General features: G+C 49.5%; 23 protein-coding genes and 1 pseudogene. 22 read left to right on the top strand and 2 right to left on the bottom strand.

The features are described from left to right. The first annotated feature begins 45 nt into the window (after window positions 1-45). From HPT30_RS20230 to HPT30_RS20240, 3 genes are all read left to right on the top strand, one after another. Window positions 46-537, top strand: coding sequence for a hypothetical protein (locus HPT30_RS20230; RefSeq protein WP_175373130.1), 492 nt, complete (start codon window positions 46-48; stop codon window positions 535-537). A 522-nt stretch (window positions 538-1,059) separates the two neighbouring features. After that, window positions 1,060-1,308, top strand: a complete 249-nt coding sequence (locus HPT30_RS20235; protein ID WP_175373131.1) for a hypothetical protein — start codon at window positions 1,060-1,062, stop codon at window positions 1,306-1,308. 474 nt (window positions 1,309-1,782) lie between these two features. Further along, window positions 1,783-2,037: a hypothetical protein gene (locus HPT30_RS20240; protein ID WP_175373132.1), complete on the top strand. Its 255-nt coding sequence runs from the start codon at window positions 1,783-1,785 to the stop codon at window positions 2,035-2,037. 218 nt (window positions 2,038-2,255) lie between these two features. On the opposite strand, the gene HPT30_RS20245 is transcribed toward HPT30_RS20240, so the two are convergent. Both HPT30_RS20245 and HPT30_RS20250 read right to left on the bottom strand, forming a co-directional pair. Beyond that, complete coding sequence (locus HPT30_RS20245) at window positions 2,256-2,492, bottom strand: hypothetical protein (RefSeq protein ID WP_175373133.1); 237 nt, start codon at window positions 2,490-2,492, stop codon at window positions 2,256-2,258. Between the two features lie 23 nt (window positions 2,493-2,515). Then, complete coding sequence (locus tag HPT30_RS20250) at window positions 2,516-2,761, bottom strand: DUF7662 domain-containing protein (protein ID WP_175373134.1); 246 nt, start codon at window positions 2,759-2,761, stop codon at window positions 2,516-2,518. 61 nt (window positions 2,762-2,822) lie between these two features. Here HPT30_RS20250 and terS point away from each other — a divergent pair, with 61 nt between their 5' ends. The 19 genes and pseudogenes from terS to HPT30_RS20345 all read left to right on the top strand — a co-directional run. Continuing rightward, entirely contained in the window at window positions 2,823-3,620 is a 798-nt protein-coding gene (terS, locus tag HPT30_RS20255) for a phage terminase small subunit (protein WP_175373135.1), read from the top strand. Further along, window positions 3,617-4,879, top strand: coding sequence for a PBSX family phage terminase large subunit (locus tag HPT30_RS20260; protein WP_175373136.1), 1,263 nt, complete (start codon window positions 3,617-3,619; stop codon window positions 4,877-4,879). Before terS ends, HPT30_RS20260 begins: the two co-directional genes overlap by 4 nt. A 138-nt stretch (window positions 4,880-5,017) precedes the next feature. After that, window positions 5,018-6,517, top strand: coding sequence for a hypothetical protein (locus HPT30_RS20265; protein ID WP_175373137.1), 1,500 nt, complete (start codon window positions 5,018-5,020; stop codon window positions 6,515-6,517). 1 nt (window position 6,518) lies between these two features. After that, window positions 6,519-7,580: a phage minor capsid protein gene (locus HPT30_RS20270; RefSeq protein ID WP_175373138.1), complete on the top strand. Its 1,062-nt coding sequence runs from the start codon at window positions 6,519-6,521 to the stop codon at window positions 7,578-7,580. Further along, window positions 7,573-7,803 (top strand): hypothetical protein, encoded by a 231-nt coding sequence (locus tag HPT30_RS20275; protein ID WP_175373139.1) that lies wholly within the window; start codon window positions 7,573-7,575, stop codon window positions 7,801-7,803. Before HPT30_RS20270 ends, HPT30_RS20275 begins: the two co-directional genes overlap by 8 nt. Window positions 7,804-7,905: 102 nt before the next feature. Then, window positions 7,906-8,586, top strand: a complete 681-nt coding sequence (locus tag HPT30_RS20280) for a scaffolding protein (RefSeq protein WP_175373140.1) — start codon at window positions 7,906-7,908, stop codon at window positions 8,584-8,586. Window positions 8,587-8,600: 14 nt separating this feature from the next. Next, window positions 8,601-8,978, top strand: a complete 378-nt coding sequence (locus HPT30_RS20285) for a head decoration protein (protein WP_175373141.1) — start codon at window positions 8,601-8,603, stop codon at window positions 8,976-8,978. A gap of 30 nt (window positions 8,979-9,008) precedes the next feature. Continuing rightward, complete coding sequence (locus tag HPT30_RS20290) at window positions 9,009-10,142, top strand: major capsid protein (protein ID WP_175373142.1); 1,134 nt, start codon at window positions 9,009-9,011, stop codon at window positions 10,140-10,142. A gap of 61 nt (window positions 10,143-10,203) precedes the next feature. Next, window positions 10,204-10,554, top strand: a complete 351-nt coding sequence (locus HPT30_RS20295) for a DUF7210 family protein (protein ID WP_175373143.1) — start codon at window positions 10,204-10,206, stop codon at window positions 10,552-10,554. 10 nt (window positions 10,555-10,564) lie between these two features. Beyond that, window positions 10,565-10,948, top strand: coding sequence for a hypothetical protein (locus HPT30_RS20300; protein WP_175373144.1), 384 nt, complete (start codon window positions 10,565-10,567; stop codon window positions 10,946-10,948). Then, window positions 10,945-11,262 (top strand): hypothetical protein, encoded by a 318-nt coding sequence (locus HPT30_RS20305; RefSeq protein ID WP_175373145.1) that lies wholly within the window; start codon window positions 10,945-10,947, stop codon window positions 11,260-11,262. Before HPT30_RS20300 ends, HPT30_RS20305 begins: the two co-directional genes overlap by 4 nt. Then, window positions 11,249-11,701 (top strand): hypothetical protein, encoded by a 453-nt coding sequence (locus HPT30_RS20310; protein WP_175373146.1) that lies wholly within the window; start codon window positions 11,249-11,251, stop codon window positions 11,699-11,701. The genes HPT30_RS20305 and HPT30_RS20310 overlap by 14 nt, the downstream gene beginning before the upstream one ends. Window positions 11,702-11,704: 3 nt before the next feature. After that, window positions 11,705-12,109 (top strand): minor capsid protein, encoded by a 405-nt coding sequence (locus HPT30_RS20315; RefSeq protein ID WP_175373147.1) that lies wholly within the window; start codon window positions 11,705-11,707, stop codon window positions 12,107-12,109. 6 nt (window positions 12,110-12,115) lie between these two features. Then, window positions 12,116-12,667 (top strand): hypothetical protein, encoded by a 552-nt coding sequence (locus HPT30_RS20320; protein WP_175373148.1) that lies wholly within the window; start codon window positions 12,116-12,118, stop codon window positions 12,665-12,667. 81 nt (window positions 12,668-12,748) lie between these two features. Then, complete coding sequence (locus HPT30_RS20325; protein ID WP_246317293.1) at window positions 12,749-13,174, top strand: hypothetical protein; 426 nt, start codon at window positions 12,749-12,751, stop codon at window positions 13,172-13,174. A 14-nt stretch (window positions 13,175-13,188) separates the two neighbouring features. Next, window positions 13,189-13,473, top strand: coding sequence for a hypothetical protein (locus tag HPT30_RS20330; RefSeq protein WP_217622455.1), 285 nt, complete (start codon window positions 13,189-13,191; stop codon window positions 13,471-13,473). Between the two features lie 3 nt (window positions 13,474-13,476). After that, entirely contained in the window at window positions 13,477-17,829 is a 4,353-nt protein-coding gene (locus HPT30_RS20335; RefSeq protein WP_175373149.1) for a hypothetical protein, read from the top strand. After that, the gene (locus tag HPT30_RS20340) at window positions 17,826-18,620 is read left to right on the top strand and encodes a phage tail domain-containing protein (protein ID WP_175373150.1); all 795 of its coding nucleotides are present in this window, start codon (window positions 17,826-17,828) and stop codon (window positions 18,618-18,620) included. Before HPT30_RS20335 ends, HPT30_RS20340 begins: the two co-directional genes overlap by 4 nt. 15 nt (window positions 18,621-18,635) lie before the next feature. After that, window positions 18,636-19,629, top strand: a pseudogene (locus HPT30_RS20345) (hypothetical protein); the annotation flags it as partial.

Here is a 19,629-nt window from a genome sequence, read left to right on the forward strand (position 1 = left end):
ATCATTCCTCTTGACATTATAACATGACAAAGGGGAATGAGGGGAATGGCGATGGTATATAAACAGAATGAACTATTTCCGACAGCAGATGAAGACGAATTGGAGCGGACGAAATTCCTTCTCGGAAAATATAAGAGCATGATGTTATTAATAGCGGATTATGAGGAGAACACTGCGGATCTCCAGCAGGTCGGGATTGATGGGGAAGTGGCCCGCCGAATAGACCAAGATGCCCTGCAAGCGGACAAGACTGCCAACGCAGTCATTCTGATGGAAAAGCAGAGATGGGTTTATGAACAGTACCGGCTGTACACAAGCACCATCCTGCGGGCAGTAGGATTGATTCAAGACGAAGATGCGAAGGGAGCTGTCCAGCACAGATTTATTGAGGGCCATATGTTCAAGGAGACGGTGTTGTTCTTCAGACATGGAATGAGTGACAGCACGATTCGGCGCAAGATTGCCGAAGGGACAGAGAGCGTGGCGAACACCTTGAAGCTCATGGGATTCTTTGAGCGAGATAATGCGGAATTTTGACTGCAAAGTGACGCAAATGCGGCGAAACATGACCTCATATTGAACACCATATGACGCATTTTCCGTGCTATATTGGTAATGTGGAAATCAGGCGAGAGTGACACGCACGGCTGCAACAATGCAGCATTAACCGAGGCGTACCTCCTCTCGCTTTTCTATTTACTCCGTTCTTGAGGGTTTGTCATTCCCTTGTCCCCCTAGAGCCGTGACCACAGCGGTTAAAGTTCGGATCGTGGAGGTTGCCAGCCGCCTGAGTAAGTGCTGGTTTATCAAATAAGTGAGAAAACAGTAGAGAATCTATGATTTACAGGGGCGCAATTGCTTTGATCGGGTTCAGTGGTTTTGACTCCGATTTCTCCAGGTCAGTAAAATGGTCTTGTTCTCCATTGTAACTATGGAGGTAAAGATTTTAAGCAAAGAGCGTAGCGCATTTGCTGCGGACGCTTTGCGGACGCCATTCTTTTCTTTTGCGTTGCAGGAATTTAATCCCGTTTGTCGAAATTCAGTGGCAGGGGGTGTTTTATGGATATTATTGGTGATTCATTCAAAAACTCGATGAACGCGATGTCTATGGCCATGATTGAAACATTGCTGCTTTACATCGCTTTGCCGCTTGTTATAGCAGCAATCGTTTTGAGAGGTATTTTCCGTTTACGAGGGCGGGCATTCAACATCAGTTTTGGAATCGCAGCAATAGCATGTGCTTATTTCTTTATTTATCACGGAATTCCGTATTATGAAGCAGTTTATGACAGGAAGCTCGTACAATAATACATATTCTGAAGTCGCTCATTATTGGGCGGCTTTTTTGTTTGGAGGAATTGATTTTGAAGAAGAAACAACAGCAGCAGAGGTTAAAAGGCCCGCCTCAGCAGCCACAGAAGTGTAAAGGTTGTATATGGGGTCGATGGGAGCAATCAGCACAGTTTTGTTCTAGGGTGAAATGCCAGAAGGGAAAATCTTCCTAGATGTCGAAATGTGAAGTAAAGGGAGGGGGATTATATGCAAAATGAAAAGTGTAGCGAGTGCGGTTCAAAGAACCTGAAGACTGAGGAGATTGGAGTAAAGACCGGCAATGCTGGTACTTTAACACGAATGAGAATCACTTGTGAAGAATGTGGTCACGAAAGAACGACTGGAATTATTGGAAGTGAACAATAGCACCTTCGGGTGCTTTTTCTATACTCGTTTTAAAGGAAAAAACTTCCTCAACGTCGAATTATGATGTCGAAGGGGGTGATTAATTTGTTGGAAAATCTAATTAAAGCTGGAGAAGAGCTCGAATCACAAGCTCAGCCGGGATTGTACGGTATTGGAAAGGTCCTATCAGGTGGAGATTTACAAAAATGGACGGCTCGAGTAATCCTCTATCTTGAAAAGCACCATCAAAATAGTTCGCTAACCAAGAAGGCGATAGAGCAAACTAAAGGTAATGTGGATTATGGTGAGTATGAGTATTTGCTAGGTCTTCTTAAGGCAATAAAAGAAAATGAAGAATGAACGGAATGGCACCTTTGGGTGCTTTTTTTATGCTTATATATGGCCTTCTGTAATCCGATTTAAGGCATTGTTCCGTTAAGCGTCCGTTTGTGAGGACAAAGTTGGAGAAGGGCAGGACGGCACGAGCCACGCAGCGTACTGACGGATTACAGCCTGACCCTACAGCAAAACCGACATAACATAAAAGTCCCCCACGGTATACGCAGGGGACTGTGCTATCATTTTGCATCCATTAGCAATTGAGTGATTGCTGAAAGAAGATCTGGTGCATAGTCAATTTCAAATTCTGGACCTGGTCGAGGTGATTTTCCGTGTGGTCGAATGTTAAATCGAAGGCAGGGCTTTCCTGTAAAACCATCTTCAACAAAAGTCACTCTTAGGCTTTCGACGCCATTGACCGTCTCTACTTCTATATACTTTTGATTGGATGAGTCAATTTTAATTTCATGGCTCACTTTAGCTCCTCCTAAGATATGTATTATTCGGCTTCGTTTCGCACAAAAATTACGCTGTTTCCAAGGTCTACGGACTTAATCTTCCAACCGGCATTTAACCAAGAGTGGGCTTGGGTTCGGCTGGGATGCAGGGTATTGGCCCACCAAGTTCGATCGTTGTAAGAAGATTCAGGCAGCTTATCTCCGAGAACCTTCTCGATCTCAGAGTATGACATTTGTACCTCAATCTGATTTTTTAAATAATCTTCAAGACGAAAATATTTACTCATAGGCAACCTCCTTTCTGTTTCCTAAATTATACATCAATCTCCGGGGGTGGTGACATGTAACATGGCGAGAGAACGCAGTCCCGAGCGGGACAAAGCAAAACAGATGTGGTTAGAGAGCGGCGGTACCATGAAGTTGGTGGACATCGCCGCCGCCCTTTCTATTGGAGAAACACAGGTCCGTAAGTGGAAGTCCCAAGATAAATGGGCTACTGAATTGAAAAGTAACGTTACCAATGATTCGAAAGGTAACGTTACTAATCGTGGTGCACCCAAAGGTAACAAGAACGCCGTCGGCAACCGAGGCGGTGCTCCTCCAGGAAACCAAAACGCTAAGGGCAACCGAGGCGGCAATGGCGGACCATTCCGCAATGACAAGGCCGTGACGCATGGATTCTTCCGTAAGTTCCTTCCAGACGATACAGCCGAGATCTTGGAGGAGCTTGAATCTCGTTCTCCCATTGATATGTTGTGGGATCAGATCACGATTCAATACGCCGCCATTCTCCGGGCACAGCAGATCATGCATGTTAAGGATCAGGCTGATTTAACCAAGGAATTGAAGAAGTCCAAGCTGGTGACCACCGAGAAATCAGATAATGAAGAAACAGAGTGGGAGATTCAGTTTGCCTGGGATAAGCACGCGACCTTCTTAACCGCACAGAGTCGGGCGATGACCACATTGCAGAACCTTATTCGGCAATACGACGATATGTGCCGGCAGGATGGAGCGGATACGGAGCAGGAGTTACGTGTTGAGAAGCTCAAGAAGGAAATTTCGATTCTTGATAAGAAAGGCGGAAGCGACGGTAGCAAGCCACCTCTTCACATCGTTATTGATTATGGGGATGATTCCTCATGAGTGCCCCAGTAGTTGTGGCTTACAATTCACATTTTAAGATCATTAACCGTTCTGTTCATCGGTACCGCGTACTTCGGGGTAGCGCCGGTTCAGGCAAATCGGTCAATATTGCACAGGACTTTATTCTGAAGCTTGGCGACCCGAAGTATGAGGGAGCCAATCTACTGTGCGTCCGTAAGGTCAATGAAACCAACCGGAATAGCACTTATGCTGAGCTGGTCGGAGCGATCAACCGCATTTACGGCGACCGTGCTGAGGAATATTGGGAAGTTCTACGTTCACCGCTAATGATCCGCAGCCGTGTTACGGGCAATGAGATCATATTCCGAGGCATGAATGATGTGCGGGACCGGGAAAAGGTCAAGTCCATCACCTTCACGAAGGGAAAGCTGGTTTGGATCTGGGTAGAGGAAGCAACGGAGCTGCAGGAATCTGATGTAGATATCCTGGATGACCGATTGCGCGGGGTGCTGCTAAATCCGAATCTATACTACCAGATCACTTTCAGTTTTAACCCGGTGTCTTCTACGCATTGGATCAAGCGCAAATACTTCGATTACCAGAGTCCAGATATCCTAACGCATCATTCGACGTATCTGCAGAATCGTTTCATCGATGAAGCGTATCATCGCCGTATGATGATGCGTAAAGAACAGGACCCAGAAGGATACGAAATATATGGGCTTGGTGAATGGGGCGAGCTCGGTGGCTTGATATTCAAGAACTTCATTGTGCATGACTTCGATACTTCTTTTGGGATGTTCGATAGTATGCACCATGCTCAGGACTTTGGCTTTAACCATGCTAATGCCATTCTCACGGTCGGTGTCAAAGACGGTGAGTTTTTTGTGTGCGACGAAATCTATGTACACGAGCTGCCGACGGACCAGATCATTGAGATCGCGGACCGAAAGGGCCTAAGCAAGTATCTGGCCATGTATTGCGATTCAGCGGAACCGGATCGGATCCAGATGTGGCAGAATGCCGGCTACAACGCGACTGCCGTCATCAAAGAGCCCGGCAGCGTGCAGGCACAGATCGATTATCTGAAGCAACGGAAGATTCATATTCATCCTGATTGCGTGAATACCATCAAGGAAATTCAACAGTGGTCATGGCGCAAGGATAAGAAGACGGGCTTGTACCTGGATGAACCAGTCAATGTGTTCGATGACGCAATGGCTGCTCTTCGTTACTCGGCTGAGCCGCTGAGACGACCAGAGTCTCTTTATGCTAATCAACGGCCTTCTGGCTGGTAAAGGAAGGTGAGCGCATTGAATAAAGGCATTAAAGTAGGGTCTTTCGCTATCGACAGTAAAGGTAATGTAACTGCACAATCTTTGAAAGTGGAAAGCAAATGATCAGCCTATTAATTACCCGGAAAGGAGGACAAACCCGTGACTATCATCTACAGCAAGAAGCGATTCCCGCCGCCGCCGTATGACGTTGAGGTCGAGGACATGCTCTACTACCGGTTGCTCTACAGTGGTGACCATGATCTGATCTTTCCAAGGGCTCGTAGCATCCAGACTACGGAGCGGGTCATCAGGCGTTCTCGTCCTGGCTTGCATAGGCGTGGAAGATCAGCAGACATCAAGGTCACAAGCGAGCATCAGTACATCGTGGTCAACTTCGCTAGCCTGGTTGCTGAGGTGCCGGCTGATCTTATTAACCGAGCACTCGGTAATGTGTCTGCAGACGTGGAGACGGGGCCGGAGTTAGAGTTTGTTTCGGGTGTGGTCACTGCATCTAAGCCCAATGACAAGATATGGGCTGCGGTCACGCAGCATCAGGTTGACGGTCTAATTGCTTACCGGATCCGGCGAAGTGTCAAGGGCAAGGTCTGGTTCGAGTGGCTGCTCGGCGATCGTTACTTTCCTCATGAAGATGGAAACGGTGCTGACCTGGCTTGGGTTGAGGAGTGGGACGACGGTAAGGGCGGTAAGCTGAAGTTTCTACGAGTGGAGCGACAACTGCTTAGTGATGAAGGCCTTGCTATCCAGCAGATGGTATTTAAGATGGACGGCGACGCAGTTGGTGATCAGATCAATACCGAGCAGTATGCTGCCACTTATGAGATCGAGATTCCTGAAGATGAGACAATGAAGGATGTTAGCGAGCTGCTCTGTGGCTTTGTTGTCAATGATGAGACCCTGCTGCATCCCCGGGGCCGTTCTGCTCTTCGCAACATCGATACGATTCAGGAGGAAATCAACTGGACGATCACGCGGGATTCCATTGTCTTCGATAAGCACGGTAAGCCGAAGCTGGCTATTCCCCGGGCATTATGGGATACGGTTGCTAACCAGAACCAACGTGATTACGGCGCTCGGTTTGTCCGCGGGGCTGATCTGGAAGTTGTCTCCTTCGACGAGAAGACTGGAGCCATCCCTCAGTACATCACATGGGATGCCAAGACGCAGCAGTCTTTTGAGCATGTCAATCGGCTGATCCGGTATATGCTGGCCGTTTCCAAAACTTCGATCCAAGCTGCAGGCATGGAGAATGCCAAGGGAGATACCGGCATCGCTCTGCTGTACCTCTGGATTCAGTCGGTCATCAAGGCCGATGCGATCAAGGGGAAGTTTGACGTCGCTATTAAGGATGCGATTCGGAAGTGTATGTTGCTGGAGAATGCGTTCGGGGGAGCAGCGCTGAAACCTGTGAATCCAGTCATTGAATGGGGTGACATGCTGCCGAAAGCGGAATCTGAAAAGGATTCGGAAGAAAGCAAGAAATACACCGATGGAGTACAGTCGCTTGAAACCACGGTGCGTAAGCTTCATCCGGACTGGTCAGAGAAAGCCATTGAAGCCGAGATTCAGAAGATTCAGGATGAGAAGGCGGTCGACTCACTGAACCCAACCTATGTACAACCTCCCAGGGTAACGGTGTAGGATGGCCACTACTGAAGAGTTGATTGCGATGTATGTCCAGACAGATGAACGGCTTCGTGCTTTGGTTGATCAACTGCGGGATGGGAACATATCAAGCCACCGTAAGCAACAGCTACTCCTTCAGGTAGATGTGATCATTGCGGAGCTGACCAGTGATGCCGGGCAAGGCCTGGCTGACCTTATCGGAACCGAGTACCGCAGTGGGGCAGCTGTGGCTGTTGAGCAGATTGTTGCAGCCGGGATTGCGCGGGAGGCGTTAGATGTTACGGTCAAAGCGATCATGCACCAAGGGGCAGCACAGGCGATCTCAGATGAGGGGTTCTATTCCATACTTGAAGCTTCAGAGCACATGAGCCGTGATGCCAAGCAGCGCATTGAGGATGCTGTCCGCATTGCGAATGAGCAGTCCTTTATGCAGGGCGTGAGCAGGCGGCAGGCCACTCAGAATGCCGTTGCTCTGGTGAACAAGCAAGGCATCACCGGCATGGTCGCCAAGAATGGTGCGCGGATTCCTGCCGACAAGTACATGGCTGGGGTTGTGCAGTACCATCAGCGCAAGGCGCACGTCACAGGAGTGGAGAATATGGCCACTCAGAACGATCATGACCTGGTGTATATCAACTTTGTTGGTATCACTTGCCCGGTTTGTGCGGTCTATCAGGGGCGTGTCTACAGCATCAGTGGCGATGATTCACGCTTCCCGAAGCTGGAATTTCGACCGCCGTATCATAGTCATTGTGTGCATAGCATGTCGGTATGGTTGGAGGAATTCACGCCTGCTGCCGAGGTTGAGCAGATGATTATAGCTTCAAATCGGCCATTTAAGGACAACCGAACCGTGGCTAATATGAAACGGTACAATGAGCTGCAGCAAGAGAAATCGCGTAAGAATGCGACTCGTAAGCAGTGGATCCGGTACAAAGCCGTTCTGCCGGAGGATACTCCGGACCTGAGACAATTCGCCAGCCATAAGGTGCGAGGGACAGCGAAGTATGTGGAGCTTCAGGAACTTTATCGGAAGGTGAACATTGAGATTAAGAAGGCGGGTGAGCCTAGTGGATGAGGTTAAGGAGCGGCGCGACCTTCGCGCAGGCAAGGTCACTCCGCTGGCATGCGCAGGTAGCCTACAGCAGGCAGCCGAGCAGGGGCGCATCGAGGCGTTCGTTGCTGTCGTGAAGTTGTCCGATGGAAGCATTCAGACGGTTTGGAGTCATATTCAGAACACTGAAGCGCTAGGCCTGTTGGAGTGTGGCAAGGATGATGTAATGCAACATATGCGTGAGTAGGTCGCTCGATGGAGCGGCCTTTTCTTTTGTCCAAAACGCCGTGAAGACGCTATAAAAGCTGCGGTAGGCAGTCCACCCGGACTTAAACTGGAGGTCAATATCATGAAAGAATATATCGTTAAAAAAGCATCCCGTTTCCCTTTGGATTTGCAGTTCTTTGCAGCAGACCCGCCAGCCGATCCACCAGCAGACCCGCCTGCTGATCCTCCGAAGGATAAGACCTTCACGCAGGCTGAATTGGATGCTGCTGTTCAGTCCCGGCTGGGCCGTGCTGAGAAGGCTGCGCAGAAGGCGTTGGCTAAGGAACTCGGCTACGATTCTGTCGAAGCAATGCAAGCTGCTTTAAAGAAGCCGGATCCTAAGCCAAACGATAAGACCAATGATCCTATTGATGTAGAGAAGCTACTGGATGAACGCTTGAAAGAGCGTGAGAAGGAGCAGAACGATAAGACCTTCAAACGCTTATTGACTGCCGAGGTAAAGGTTTTGGCGAACGAACTCGGGTTTGCCGATTGGGAGGATGCCTTAGCTCTTGCTGATCTGAAGGATGCCAAGGAAGATGAAAAAGGCAACCTGACTGGAGTCAAGGAAGCACTAGAAGAGTTGGCTAAAAAGAAGCCACACCTGCTGAAAGCTAAACAAGGCGGTGGGGCGTTTGGTGCCAATATTTCTAGTAACACAGCTGACGATAAGAAGAAGCGTCGTGAAGAGATCGTCAAGCTGGCTCAAAATCGAGGCGCGTCCGGTGGTACAGCAGCTCACGATCCGTGGGCCAGAAAATAAGGAGGGAATAATTCATGAGACTGCAACCCAGACCACGCTTTACTGTACAGGATGAATATGAAATTCTGGCATCGTTCGAGGTCATCCGTGAGGTTACAAACGGTATTACAATTGATGCTGCTTCTGTTCCGGCAGATTCCAATGGTGACAAGATCATCAAGAAGGGCATGCCAATGGCGAAGCTGACCGCAACTGGAAAGTGGGTACCTTACAAGCCAGCTGGTACAGACGGTAGCGAGAATCCGACCGTCATCCTCAAACGTACTGTCAATGTAAAAGATGGCGATCACGTTGTCGGTGGTTATGAGGTCGCGAAGATCATCGCAGCGCGTGTGCCAGTCACTGTTGATGCCACGCTGCGCGGTAAAATGCCGCACATTGTTTTTGAATAATCCCTATATCCAGAAAGGACTGACACACATATGTCTAAACAAAGACGTTTTAAGCTGGACCTTCAGCATTTCGCAGCCGGTGATCCCATTGATTTGACGCTAGAAGAAGCGTTGTCTGGAGATGACTTGCTTGTCTATTCACGCAATCTTGAAACATCTAATGAATATATCAGCCCGATTCTCTTCCCGCCTCGTGAAGTAGCTGAGCTGACCGTAGACGTGATTCAAGAGGAGTCCGCAAGACTGCCAGTCATGGCGAAGATTGCCGAACTCGGTACGGAAGTTGAATATGCATCCCGGGAAGGCATGAAGGGTAGCCGCATTGAGATTCCCAAGATTCAGCTTGGCCGCTATATGGACGAGCGGCTTGTACGAATGGCTCTTCAGGCATCACAAAGCTACGGTCTGCGGTCCGAAGAGGTTAATCAACTTCGCAATCGGCAGTTCAACGATGCACAGTTTACTGTGGATGCTATCCGAGCGCGGCGCGAATGGACGGCACTTACGGCCGTTTGGAGCGGTAAGGTCGTATATAACGAGGGCAATGTGAAAGTCGATGTTGACTACGGTTATACTGCTGAGCAAAAGCCCGTGCTTACTGGAAGTGACTTATGGAGTGATTTCATTAACTCCACGCCGCTGGATGATATTCAGACATGGGTTGATGCATGGAGAGCAAAGGGCATCCGGCTTCGCCGCGCCATGACCTCCCAGAAGATCATCACGTACCTGCGGCGGAACTTGGGTATCCGCCAGCATTACCACGGCAATCCGAGCGGAAACGCTCAGCCACCTCAGCTGACCAAAGCGCAATTGGATTCTGTTTTTGAAGAAATGGAATTTCCAACCTTGGTCGCCTACGACACGCAAGCCCGTACTGAGGACCGTGCATTGACTGGCGGCAAGCTGGCATTTACTACTGTGCGTATGGTGCCGGAGAACCGTTTTATCCTTCTGCCTGATGGTCCACTTGGCAACTATCTGTGGGCTAAAACCACCGAGGAAATGATTGCTGAGATCGAAGCAGAGCAAACCGGCGACATGGGCATTTACGTGTTCCGCGATGTGACGAAGAACCCGATCCGCATTCGTACTGCCGGTGTGGCCCTGAACTTTCCTGCATTCGCATGGGCAGACAGTGTAGTTTCCGCGACTGTAATCTAAGGAGCTCCTTCCGGGGTTCCTTTTCTTTTTACCGATTACCAATTGAGAAAGGATGAATCGAGTGGATATTAAGCTGAAAGGCGTTGTGAAGCACGGTGGCAAGTGGAAGAAGCCGGGGGACATCATCCGTAAGGTAGACGACGAGATTGCTGAGGAGTTGATCTCCAAAGGCCTCGCTGAGGAAGTAGAACCACTACCTGAGGTTGACACCGAGCTGCAGACTCTGCGGGAGCGAGCGAAGGCGCTCGGCATTGTGAATGCTGGCCGTCTCGGTGAAACCAAGTTGAAGGAAGCTATCTCCGAGAAGGAATCCGAGCTTCAGATGAGAGCTGCAGAACTCGGAATTGAAGGTACGGAAGACAAAACAGCTGAGGAATTGGTCATTGCCATCGCTGAAGCTGAAAAGAAGTAGGTGATGGAGGATGCTTACTACCGATGAGGTCAGTACATGGATTGCAGACAACGTTCTGGATACTGCTGCGTGGGACAAGTTGCCTCTAAAGCAGCCCTTGGCCATCAAGCAAGCGGAGCGTAACCTCACCCGTTGGTACCCAACTGTCGTGTTGACCGTTGAGTTGGTCTCCCTGCAAGCAATCTGGGAGATGGAGGGGCTGGATCCGGCGCTTAAATATCAGAAGCACAGCGTTAAGTCAGTCAACGATAATGGCGAGGGTGTCACGTATAGCGGCATCCGTGATGTTGTGGCACCTGATGTACGGGATCTTCTGGGCAAGACGGCCAGTGAGATCGCCGAAGAGGAAGCAGCGGGTGGCACCGATCTCCAATATGGAGGGAGCCTGATATGAGCTTGTTTGGCTATCCGGCCACTGTCACGCATTATCATTCTGGTGTAGATGACTGGGGCCGACCGTTACCACCCGCGGAAACGGTGCGAGCTGCCAAGGTTGTGGAAGAGCAGCGGCTGATCAAGAATGCCAAGGGCGAGGAGATTCAGGTTGCGTATGCCATCCATATCGAGGGCGCTGTGCCGATCGGATTTGACGATTACTTTCTATATAGTAATCAACTTGGAGCCGAGATCCGTATTGACGTGCAACATTATGAGATCCGAAAGTATCTTGGTACCGACGATGTGAAGAAGGTGATTGCATATTGCTAGCGGCTTTAATTTTGAACTGGAGGGCCTGGACGCCATCTTCACAGCCTTGGATGCAACACTTGACGAGATTGACAGTCGGGTTGATAAGACACTGTACACTCTCGCCCTGAAGGTCATCTACGATGCTAAGAAGCTGGCACCGCTTGATCATGGTGATCTGGAGGCTGCGCTCACTGTCGGGGAGGTCAAGCAGCTGATCGGCGTGTCGTATATCGATTTCGGAACGACTCCGGATGGTGATGCTTACGCCGTTATTCAGCATGAAGGATTTTACAGGGACGCCAAGGGGGCTATTAAGCCAATGGAGCCCGGCGAGAAGACGCTGTCCAAGGGTGCTTACAACGGCGAGATGCCGGGGGCTAAATTCTTGGAGCGGGCAATCAAGATGAATGAGAAGCTAATTATTGAAGAGCTCTCTAAAGTGCTGGGAGGTGGGTAAGCGATGGTTGCTAATGACTTGATCACTTTCTTGACGGCAGCTGGATACACCATCTATCCAGACGAGGGATTCATCCCAGCAGACCTCCCAGAGAACAAGTTGCCGTGCTTATTTGTCCTTGGAACGGGAGGATACGCACCGCATGACTACATTCCACGCGGAACGCCAACGTATCAAGTGATCGTAAAAGGAAAGTCATATAAAGCAAAACCCGCAAACAAGGCCGCAACAGAAGCAGAGGCCAAACGCTTAATCGACTTCCTGCATCGACGTACGAACTATACGGCAGGGAGTTCGTATGTTTGGTCGAGCAAGGCAGTGCAATCCAATCCTATATCTTTGGGTTTGGATGATAAGGACAGACCAATGTATTCAACCAATTTTATTTTTAGCGTGAGGGAGGACTAACCAACAATGAGTGATGTAAAAAAAATCTATGCTGGACCCGGTATCTTCGAGTGGGGAGTAGATGATAAAGGTGTTCTTGATTCAGACGGCATCATCATCGATCTTACACAGGGCGGCATCAACTTCACCACAACAACCACTTACTTCGAGCCTACGACGGACCAGACCGGTACGGCCCCCGTGAAATCCATTGCGACAGGTACAACGGGTGCCATTAACTTTGAAACGCCGGATATGGACTTCGAGAAGGTCACGAAGTATAACCCAAATGCAACGAAGGTTGTAGATGGGGATGATGAGACTAAGGTGAAATATCAGGTATCTGGCCTTGCAGGTAAGGAGCTGCCTCAGAAGCGTGCAGTCATTAAACCGCAGGGAGTCACTGATCCTTCACGCTATATCTACCTTGAAAGTGTAGGTATCAAGTTTGATGTGAACGCTGGTTACAAGTTGGACGACAACCTTAAGATGACCATCTCTGCTATGGCATACCCTTCCCTCGATGCAACGCCGAAGGGCTTGCTGTACACCTGGGGCGACATCACAGCTACAGCTTAATACCTGCATTATACGATCACGGAGAGGGCGCTGGCTTTCTCCTTTTTTCTTTTTACAACGATTAAGGAGGAGGCGAACGCCTTGTTAAACATAGGAGCATTGTTAGGCAAAAAGGAAGTATTGAAGCTCGGCAGACGGCAGGTGACTGTTCCGAAGCTAACTCGCAACCGCATGAAGAAGCTTACTGACCACATCGGTACCATTGGAAATTTTTTGGTGCAGTTGTTCTTGACGCCGGAAACAGACCGTTCCGTATTTATCGTTGCCGGAGCGGATGTGGCCATCGACGAGATTTATGAGTTAACCTCGCTGCTCAGCGACATAGACATTGAAGAGCTAAGTGAGCATGCCAGTCTGGCTGAGTGTTCGGAGTACCTGAAGCTTGCTTGGGAAAAGAACGACATGAACGCAGCCCTAAAAAACTTGACGGGCCTGATTCCGCCGGCGGCGCAGCAGTTCGTGCAGTCAATCGTCAAGCGAATGAATCAGGCCCTCCAAGAACAATAACCATAGATGAATTTATGCTGCGGGCCTGCATCATCCTGGGGAAGACGCAGCGTGAATTGGAGAACGACTATTACCAGATTGACATTCCGCGTCTGTTGCAGATCAAGGATCAGGTTCGGGCAGGGGAACTTCTGCAGTATCTCGATGTAATATCATTGCCGCATATCATCGATGATAAGGCGCGAGAAGAAGTGCTGAACCGGATTACCGCTGCGCTTCCGAAGCCACCTCCAGAGCCGCCGAAGTCGGCAGAGGAACAATATCAAGCGCAACTCGCGCGCATGAAGGGAGGACGTTGACGAGTGACGACGATGATCGGTGAACTACAAGCCCGTTTTACTGCTGATACACAGACGCTTAAGCAGGAGGTTCAGGCGGTCAAGCGGGATCTTGCTGGCATTGGCGAGCAGGGGAAGAAGTCAGCTTCTGACCTTCAGGCGATGAATGCTGCGCTTGAGGACATTTCCACTAAAAAGGGCAAGGTCGGACAAATGACTGCTGTGTTGGATAACATCAATGCGAAGCTCGAGATCCAGCGACAGAAACTGGCCGATCTGAGGCAATCCTATGAGAACACGTTTGACCAAGGGCGGAAGAATAAGCTTCAGGAGCAGATCGTCAATACCGAGAGCGCCGTCCTTCGGCTTACGGCTGCTTCTGATAAGACGGCTAAACAAATTTGGGATCTGGAGGACAGTCTGGAGGCAGCATCTAAAGGCATGCAACAGATGTCTTCTGATTCCGGAGTGGCTGCAAAGTCGGTCGAAAAGGCTGGGGAAGCTGCTGGGAAGGTTAAGGACCAGGTACGAGACTCTGCAAGCAGCATTGATACCTTGACATCATCCCTAGCTGCGCTCGGCGCGGGTGCTTTGCTGTCGAAGCTTACGAGCACCATTAAAACCTTTGCGGGGGAAGCCCAGAATCTGTCCAACTCTTACCAAGGTCTGACTAAAGTAGCTAAGGGTATGAACGTTGGCACTAGCGAATCCATCCAGTTGGCTGAAGAGTTGTCCAATCGGTGGGGGCTTGATCAGACAGCGCTTAATAATACGGTGAAGACCTATGTATCTGCTGGTCTGACGCTGGAACAGACCAAGCAGATCATAACATCCACAGCGGATGCGGCTACCTATAACCGGGAAGCTCATTTGTCGTGGGCTGAAGCCATCCAGCAAGTAGCGCAGGGCATCAAGTCGGGTAACTCAGACCTTACGGATGCAGCTGGTATTACGACCAATCTATCGGTTATGTACGAAAGATACGCTCAATCAATCGGTACGACAGCAGATAAGCTTACGGATGCTCAAAAGGTGCAAGCGGCCTACAATGGCATCCTTCAGGAATCAGCGATCTTTGCGGGCAACGCGGACGCTGCCATGACAGGCTACACTGGCGTACAGGCCACATTTAATAAGACTCTTACTGAAGCCCGTGCAGAGCTTGGCGAAGCGTTTATACCAGCGCTTCAGCAAGTAATGACATTGGTAACTCCGTTGATTAAAGAATTTGCTCAATTTACAGAGGAGAACAAAGGGTTGGTATCTGGTGTTAACGCCGGAACGGTCGCTGTACTGGCACTATTGAGCGCGCTACTACTTTTACCCCCGGCCATTAAGGCAGTAAAAGCTGCTCTCACTCTTCTAGGCGCATCAAGTGGACCTATTGGTTGGAGCATAGTAGCGATCGGCGCGCTGGTGAGTGGAATAACCTACCTTGTCACTAAGAGCAGCGAGGCAAAGCAGGCAGCTACCGAACTGGCACAGAAGCAAGCTGAATTGAACGCCGTGCTGGATAAAGCTCCAGTCGATCGCGCCGCATCGGACTTGGACATGCTAGCTGAGAAGGAGAAGGCACTTGCTGACGTAATTGAGCGTCGAACAGCATTGCAGAAACGGGCAGATGAACTGCAATCCATGTTTGATAGAAGCGAGGGTACTCCTGCGCTTGTTTCCGAGATGTTCGACCTTGCTGACGCAATCAAGGCGACTGACAAGGAGCTGAACAATCTTGGATTCGAAAATATCGATGAGGGTAAGAGGAAGTTTGAAGAGATGAAGGCAGCAATCAAGTCGACAACGGACGTCATCACTGAACAGGACAGGGCTGACGCCGCTGCAATTGCAACCAAGAAGACACAACTCACGCAGATGGCCGCGCTAGCTTCCGAATTCAAGAAGCTCAACGGATTGCAGACTCTGGACGCTTCCCAGAAGAATCGCTTGGTTGAGATCACCAATGACTTGATCAAGCAATACCCGCAGCTCAATGCTTACCAGGGCGAAGATGGGCGAATACGGGCCGACAACATCGACACCATTATAAAGCAAATAAATACCGACAAGCAGTTCACCGAAGATGCTGGGAGACAGGTGCAGACTCGTATCGCGAATTATAAAACAGAGGTCGAGGCTCAGGCTGCTGCTGTGCAAGCTCAAATCCGTAACTATCAGTTGTTGATTGAAGCCATGGCTAAGGTTAACCAGAGCAAGGCAGCAACCTTCGCGGAGAGCGTGCAACAAGGTGAGGACAGAATGAACGGTAAGACACCAGGTGTCATGGATATTGTTTATAATGATTGGCTCACCAGTACCGTGACTGAGGAGGCCAAGAAGAAGAAGGCTGAGGCGGAAGCTGCGCTGTCCAACTATCAGCAGACGATGAAAGAAATGGACGATCTTGCGAAAAAGGTGGAAAAGGGCGATCAGACGTTCACAAAAGACATTGTTTCGCCAGACCCGAAGAAAGGGCCGAAACCTAAGAAAGGAAAGACCCCAGAGGAATTGGCGGCTGAAGCCCGTAAAAAGGCGTATGATGCTGATCTCAAAACTGTTCAGTTTCAGGCAGACTATTTTGATCTGTCCCCGGAAAAACAACTTGAGAAGTATGAAGCCTTGCGTAAGAAGCACGCGCAGTTTCTGAAAGAGTCCATTGATGATGCTCGCACCTTGGCGCTGCAGATTAAGCGGCTGGGCGAAGACAGCATCCAAGCACAGTACGATTTTTCGGCCGAGTGGATCAAGCAGGAAGAGCGACGTATGGAAGATAGCGGGAAAACAGAGAAACAGATCGCAGAAATGCGGCTAAACTCCTGGACTCGCATGCGTGACCGATACGCCAAGGACTCCGATGAGTACAAAAAAGCTGACGAAGAGGTGTACAAGGCGCGCAAAGACGTAATCAAAAAGACGTACGATGCATCTTCTAAAGGAATCGACGAGGAGATGAGACGTCAAGAGGACGCGGGCAAGACCGAACGCGAAATGGCGAACTCACGCCTCTATATGTGGGAAAACGTCCTGAAACGGTACAAGGAAGGCAGCGAAGAGTATAAGAAAGCAGACGATCAAGTACGTAAGGCTCGTAAGGACCTTGCTTCAGCAACGGAGAAGGAGACCAAGGAGACGTACGATATCCGTTCCAAACTTATTGATAAGGAAATACGCCGGCTTGAAGATACTGGCGCTACCGAGAACGAGATCGCTAAGTACAAGGTAAAGGCGTGGACTGAGCTTCGTGATCAATATGGTAAGGACTCGGATTTTTACGAGAAAGCTGATGAGCAACTCTACCAAGCGCGGAAATCTCTTGTGGATAAGACGACGAAACTTGCGGATGATCTTGTCAAAGAGGAAAAGAAGCGTATCGATACCGCGAAAAAGGCTGACTTAGCCGCAATTGAAGAGCGCAAGAAGAAGTATGTAGCTGCTCAGGATGAGAAGATCAAGGCTCTTGACGATCTGTTGGCGAAGGAAGCAGAAGTAAATAGTGACAGCGACTATGAAGAGGAACTGGCGAAGAAGAACGCTAGAATTGATCTTCTCTCATCAGCAGTCAGTAATGAAGGCATCAAAGAACGGAACAAACTGATTGAAGAACGGGATAAATTCATCCTTGATCACAACCGCGACTTGCGCAAGCGTGATTTGGAATCACAGAAAACAGCGCTTCAGAAAGAAAAGGAGACTCAATTGGCTGCATATGAGACAGAGAAAACTAATGCTGAAGCGCAGTATGACGCATTGACAGCAGCCTTTGATGCATACAGCGGTGACATTAAGGATATCGAGTCTGGTATTGCTGCGTTTCGAGTCTCCGAATCTGCTTCGGCTAATGCGACGATTCTGAAGGACTTGGATACTTTTGTCACGCAGTATAAGTCGAAAATGGCCGAGGTAACTGCGACAAAAGCAGCTTCACAGAAAGACCGGGACCTTGAAGAATACAATGCGAATAAGGATGCATGGGATCGTGCGAAAGCTGCTGGCGACACTGCAAAAATGACAGAATTATCGAAACGTAATCAAGAGCTGCGCGACCGTTACGGAATAACTGAAGACAGTGGCAAGAAGCTGCAGCAGTTTAGTGCTGGCGGTGTCGTGCAGGGTCTATTAGGCGAAGCAGTTCCAGTTATCGCGCACGCCGGTGAAATCGTTCTTAATCCTCAGCAGCAGCGCAGTCTCTTCCGGCTGCTCGATTCTGTTATGCCTGCGACAACCTCGACCGGTCCGGTGAAGTCGGAGACGGTCATCCATAATAGCTTTGACATGTCGGTTAATGGCGTCACTCTAGAGGATCGGGCAGACACTGAAATCCTTTATTCTGAACGAGAGAAGACGGCTCGTCGGATGCAGACGATGGGAGTGAAGTCCGGATGAACGATGTTTCCATAAATGGATTATGGCTATCGACGATAAATGCCCAGTTGGTCAGCCGTGACATTCCTCCACTACCCGACACCGAGGAAAATACGGTTAAACTGGCAGGGCGAGACGGTGTGAAAAGCTTCGGCAGTACGTATGCGGCCCGACCTCTTGGCTTGGGCCTATTTGTCATGGGTGATGATTACGACGGTACTGTGGCGAAGCTGGCCAGTGTGTTCAACGTCCGGCGTGGGCCACTAATCATCATCTTCGATGATCGGCCAGAGAAACGATATATTGCCGAATATCGCGGTTCCATGGCATTCGATACTTCGACGGGCAACCGTTTGATTAACGTTCCTTTGAAAATGGACGATCCTTGGCCAGAGTCGCAGCAGGATACGGAGCTTAGAGAATACGGACAGGGCCTTTCCTTCGGGGAGGGCTATTTTTATATCTCGGATTCTTCATTTTCCATTACGACGAGCGGGCAGATGGTAACGTTGGATAACATCGGTTCGGAGAGAGCGTATCCGCTGATGAGAATTAGCGGATCATTTACGGACCTTTCGATTAGTGACGGTCGCCAGACCTTTACATTTACCGGGAGTATCGGTGCGAATGATGTTCTTGAGATCGACAGCGATCCGGACAAGTGTACGGTTAAACTTAATGGGACAAATGCTTGGGGTCGCAGCAATGGGGTGTTTTTCGAGCTTATACCTGGTGAGACGACTTTCACAGTCTCTGCGACCACACCAGCGTTCAACTTGGAGATCATTTATCGCTATAAATACTTGTTCTGAGAAAGGAGTGCGGATATGAACTTTAAACGCCGCATCATCACGAAGACGCTGGACCTGCCTAATCTCCAGCGACATAACGATAACTATGCGGAAATCGAGACTGATTTAACCGGCCACAATAACCGATTGAATACGGCTGAATCGGAATTGATTGTCCAGGATAAACGAATCACCAATCATGAAGTTTCCCAAGTTGCGCACGCCGCGGAACACATCACGTATGTTGGTCCAGTACCTGGCGTAGGGGATACGAAGGCCGCGATAGACAGCGTACAGCAGCAACTCAATACAGCAGTCATGGCCGGCGACAGCGGCGCTGCTGCGGCTCAGGCTGCTATCGATGTAGAGGGCGTCGATCACCGCAATCTGAAGGCTCGGATTGACTCGGATGTCATTAAGCTTAATACGCAGTTGGCGGAAACAGCGGGTGAAGTTGATATTCTATCAACAGTCAAAGCAGACAAAACTGAAGTTAATGCGCTTGCAACAACCAAAGCGGATCGGGTTTATGTCGATTCGCAAATAAGCGCAATTGGGAGTGCTACCCCGAAAGGGGCATACGCAACTTTAACGGATCTTCAAGCTGCTTTCCCTTCTGGAACTTCCGGAATTTACGTAGTGAGTGCAGACGGCAACTGGTACTACTGGAATGGTTCGGCATGGGTTTCTGGCGGGGTTTACCAAAGCACCGGCATTCCAGATGCCTCGTTGACTTCCGCAAAGATGTCTTTTCCAGTCATTGAGGGGGAGGCTTCCAAAAACATGTTTAACAAAGACACTATAGTTTTAGAAAGGTACGTCACAACCTCCGGCGCTCTTACTTCCAATCCCGCATATAGCGCTAGTGAGTATATTCCAGTTATGCCGAGCATCACCTATACGACAAGCCACTTATGGAGCGGTGCATGTTACGACTCTAACAAAGTATTTATTAGCATGATTCCAGCCAAAACCTTCACGACTCCGTTGAATGCTGCTTTCGTTAGAATTTCAATGAAAAACGAAGACG

It is taken from the genome of Paenibacillus agri (assembly GCF_013359945.1).
GTDB lineage: Bacteria > Bacillota > Bacilli > Paenibacillales > Paenibacillaceae > Paenibacillus_AQ > Paenibacillus_AQ agri.

What these genes read in the sequence shown, in the direction of transcription:
- HPT30_RS20230 (WP_175373130.1), top strand. Translation starts at nt 46, where the DNA reads ATGGCGATGGTATATAAACAGAATGAACTATTTCCGACAGCAGATGAA.
- HPT30_RS20235 (WP_175373131.1), top strand. Translation starts at nt 1,060, where the DNA reads ATGGATATTATTGGTGATTCATTCAAAAACTCGATGAACGCGATGTCT.
- HPT30_RS20250 (WP_175373134.1), bottom strand. Translation starts at nt 2,761, where the DNA reads ATGAGTAAATATTTTCGTCTTGAAGATTATTTAAAAAATCAGATTGAG.
- terS (WP_175373135.1), top strand. Translation starts at nt 2,823, where the DNA reads ATGGCGAGAGAACGCAGTCCCGAGCGGGACAAAGCAAAACAGATGTGG.
- HPT30_RS20260 (WP_175373136.1), top strand. Translation starts at nt 3,617, where the DNA reads ATGAGTGCCCCAGTAGTTGTGGCTTACAATTCACATTTTAAGATCATT.
- HPT30_RS20270 (WP_175373138.1), top strand. Translation starts at nt 6,519, where the DNA reads ATGGCCACTACTGAAGAGTTGATTGCGATGTATGTCCAGACAGATGAA.
- HPT30_RS20280 (WP_175373140.1), top strand. Translation starts at nt 7,906, where the DNA reads ATGAAAGAATATATCGTTAAAAAAGCATCCCGTTTCCCTTTGGATTTG.
- HPT30_RS20285 (WP_175373141.1), top strand. Translation starts at nt 8,601, where the DNA reads ATGAGACTGCAACCCAGACCACGCTTTACTGTACAGGATGAATATGAA.
- HPT30_RS20290 (WP_175373142.1), top strand. Translation starts at nt 9,009, where the DNA reads ATGTCTAAACAAAGACGTTTTAAGCTGGACCTTCAGCATTTCGCAGCC.
- HPT30_RS20300 (WP_175373144.1), top strand. Translation starts at nt 10,565, where the DNA reads ATGCTTACTACCGATGAGGTCAGTACATGGATTGCAGACAACGTTCTG.
- HPT30_RS20305 (WP_175373145.1), top strand. Translation starts at nt 10,945, where the DNA reads ATGAGCTTGTTTGGCTATCCGGCCACTGTCACGCATTATCATTCTGGT.
- HPT30_RS20315 (WP_175373147.1), top strand. Translation starts at nt 11,705, where the DNA reads ATGGTTGCTAATGACTTGATCACTTTCTTGACGGCAGCTGGATACACC.
- HPT30_RS20320 (WP_175373148.1), top strand. Translation starts at nt 12,116, where the DNA reads ATGAGTGATGTAAAAAAAATCTATGCTGGACCCGGTATCTTCGAGTGG.
- HPT30_RS20330 (WP_217622455.1), top strand. Translation starts at nt 13,189, where the DNA reads ATGCTGCGGGCCTGCATCATCCTGGGGAAGACGCAGCGTGAATTGGAG.
- HPT30_RS20340 (WP_175373150.1), top strand. Translation starts at nt 17,826, where the DNA reads ATGAACGATGTTTCCATAAATGGATTATGGCTATCGACGATAAATGCC.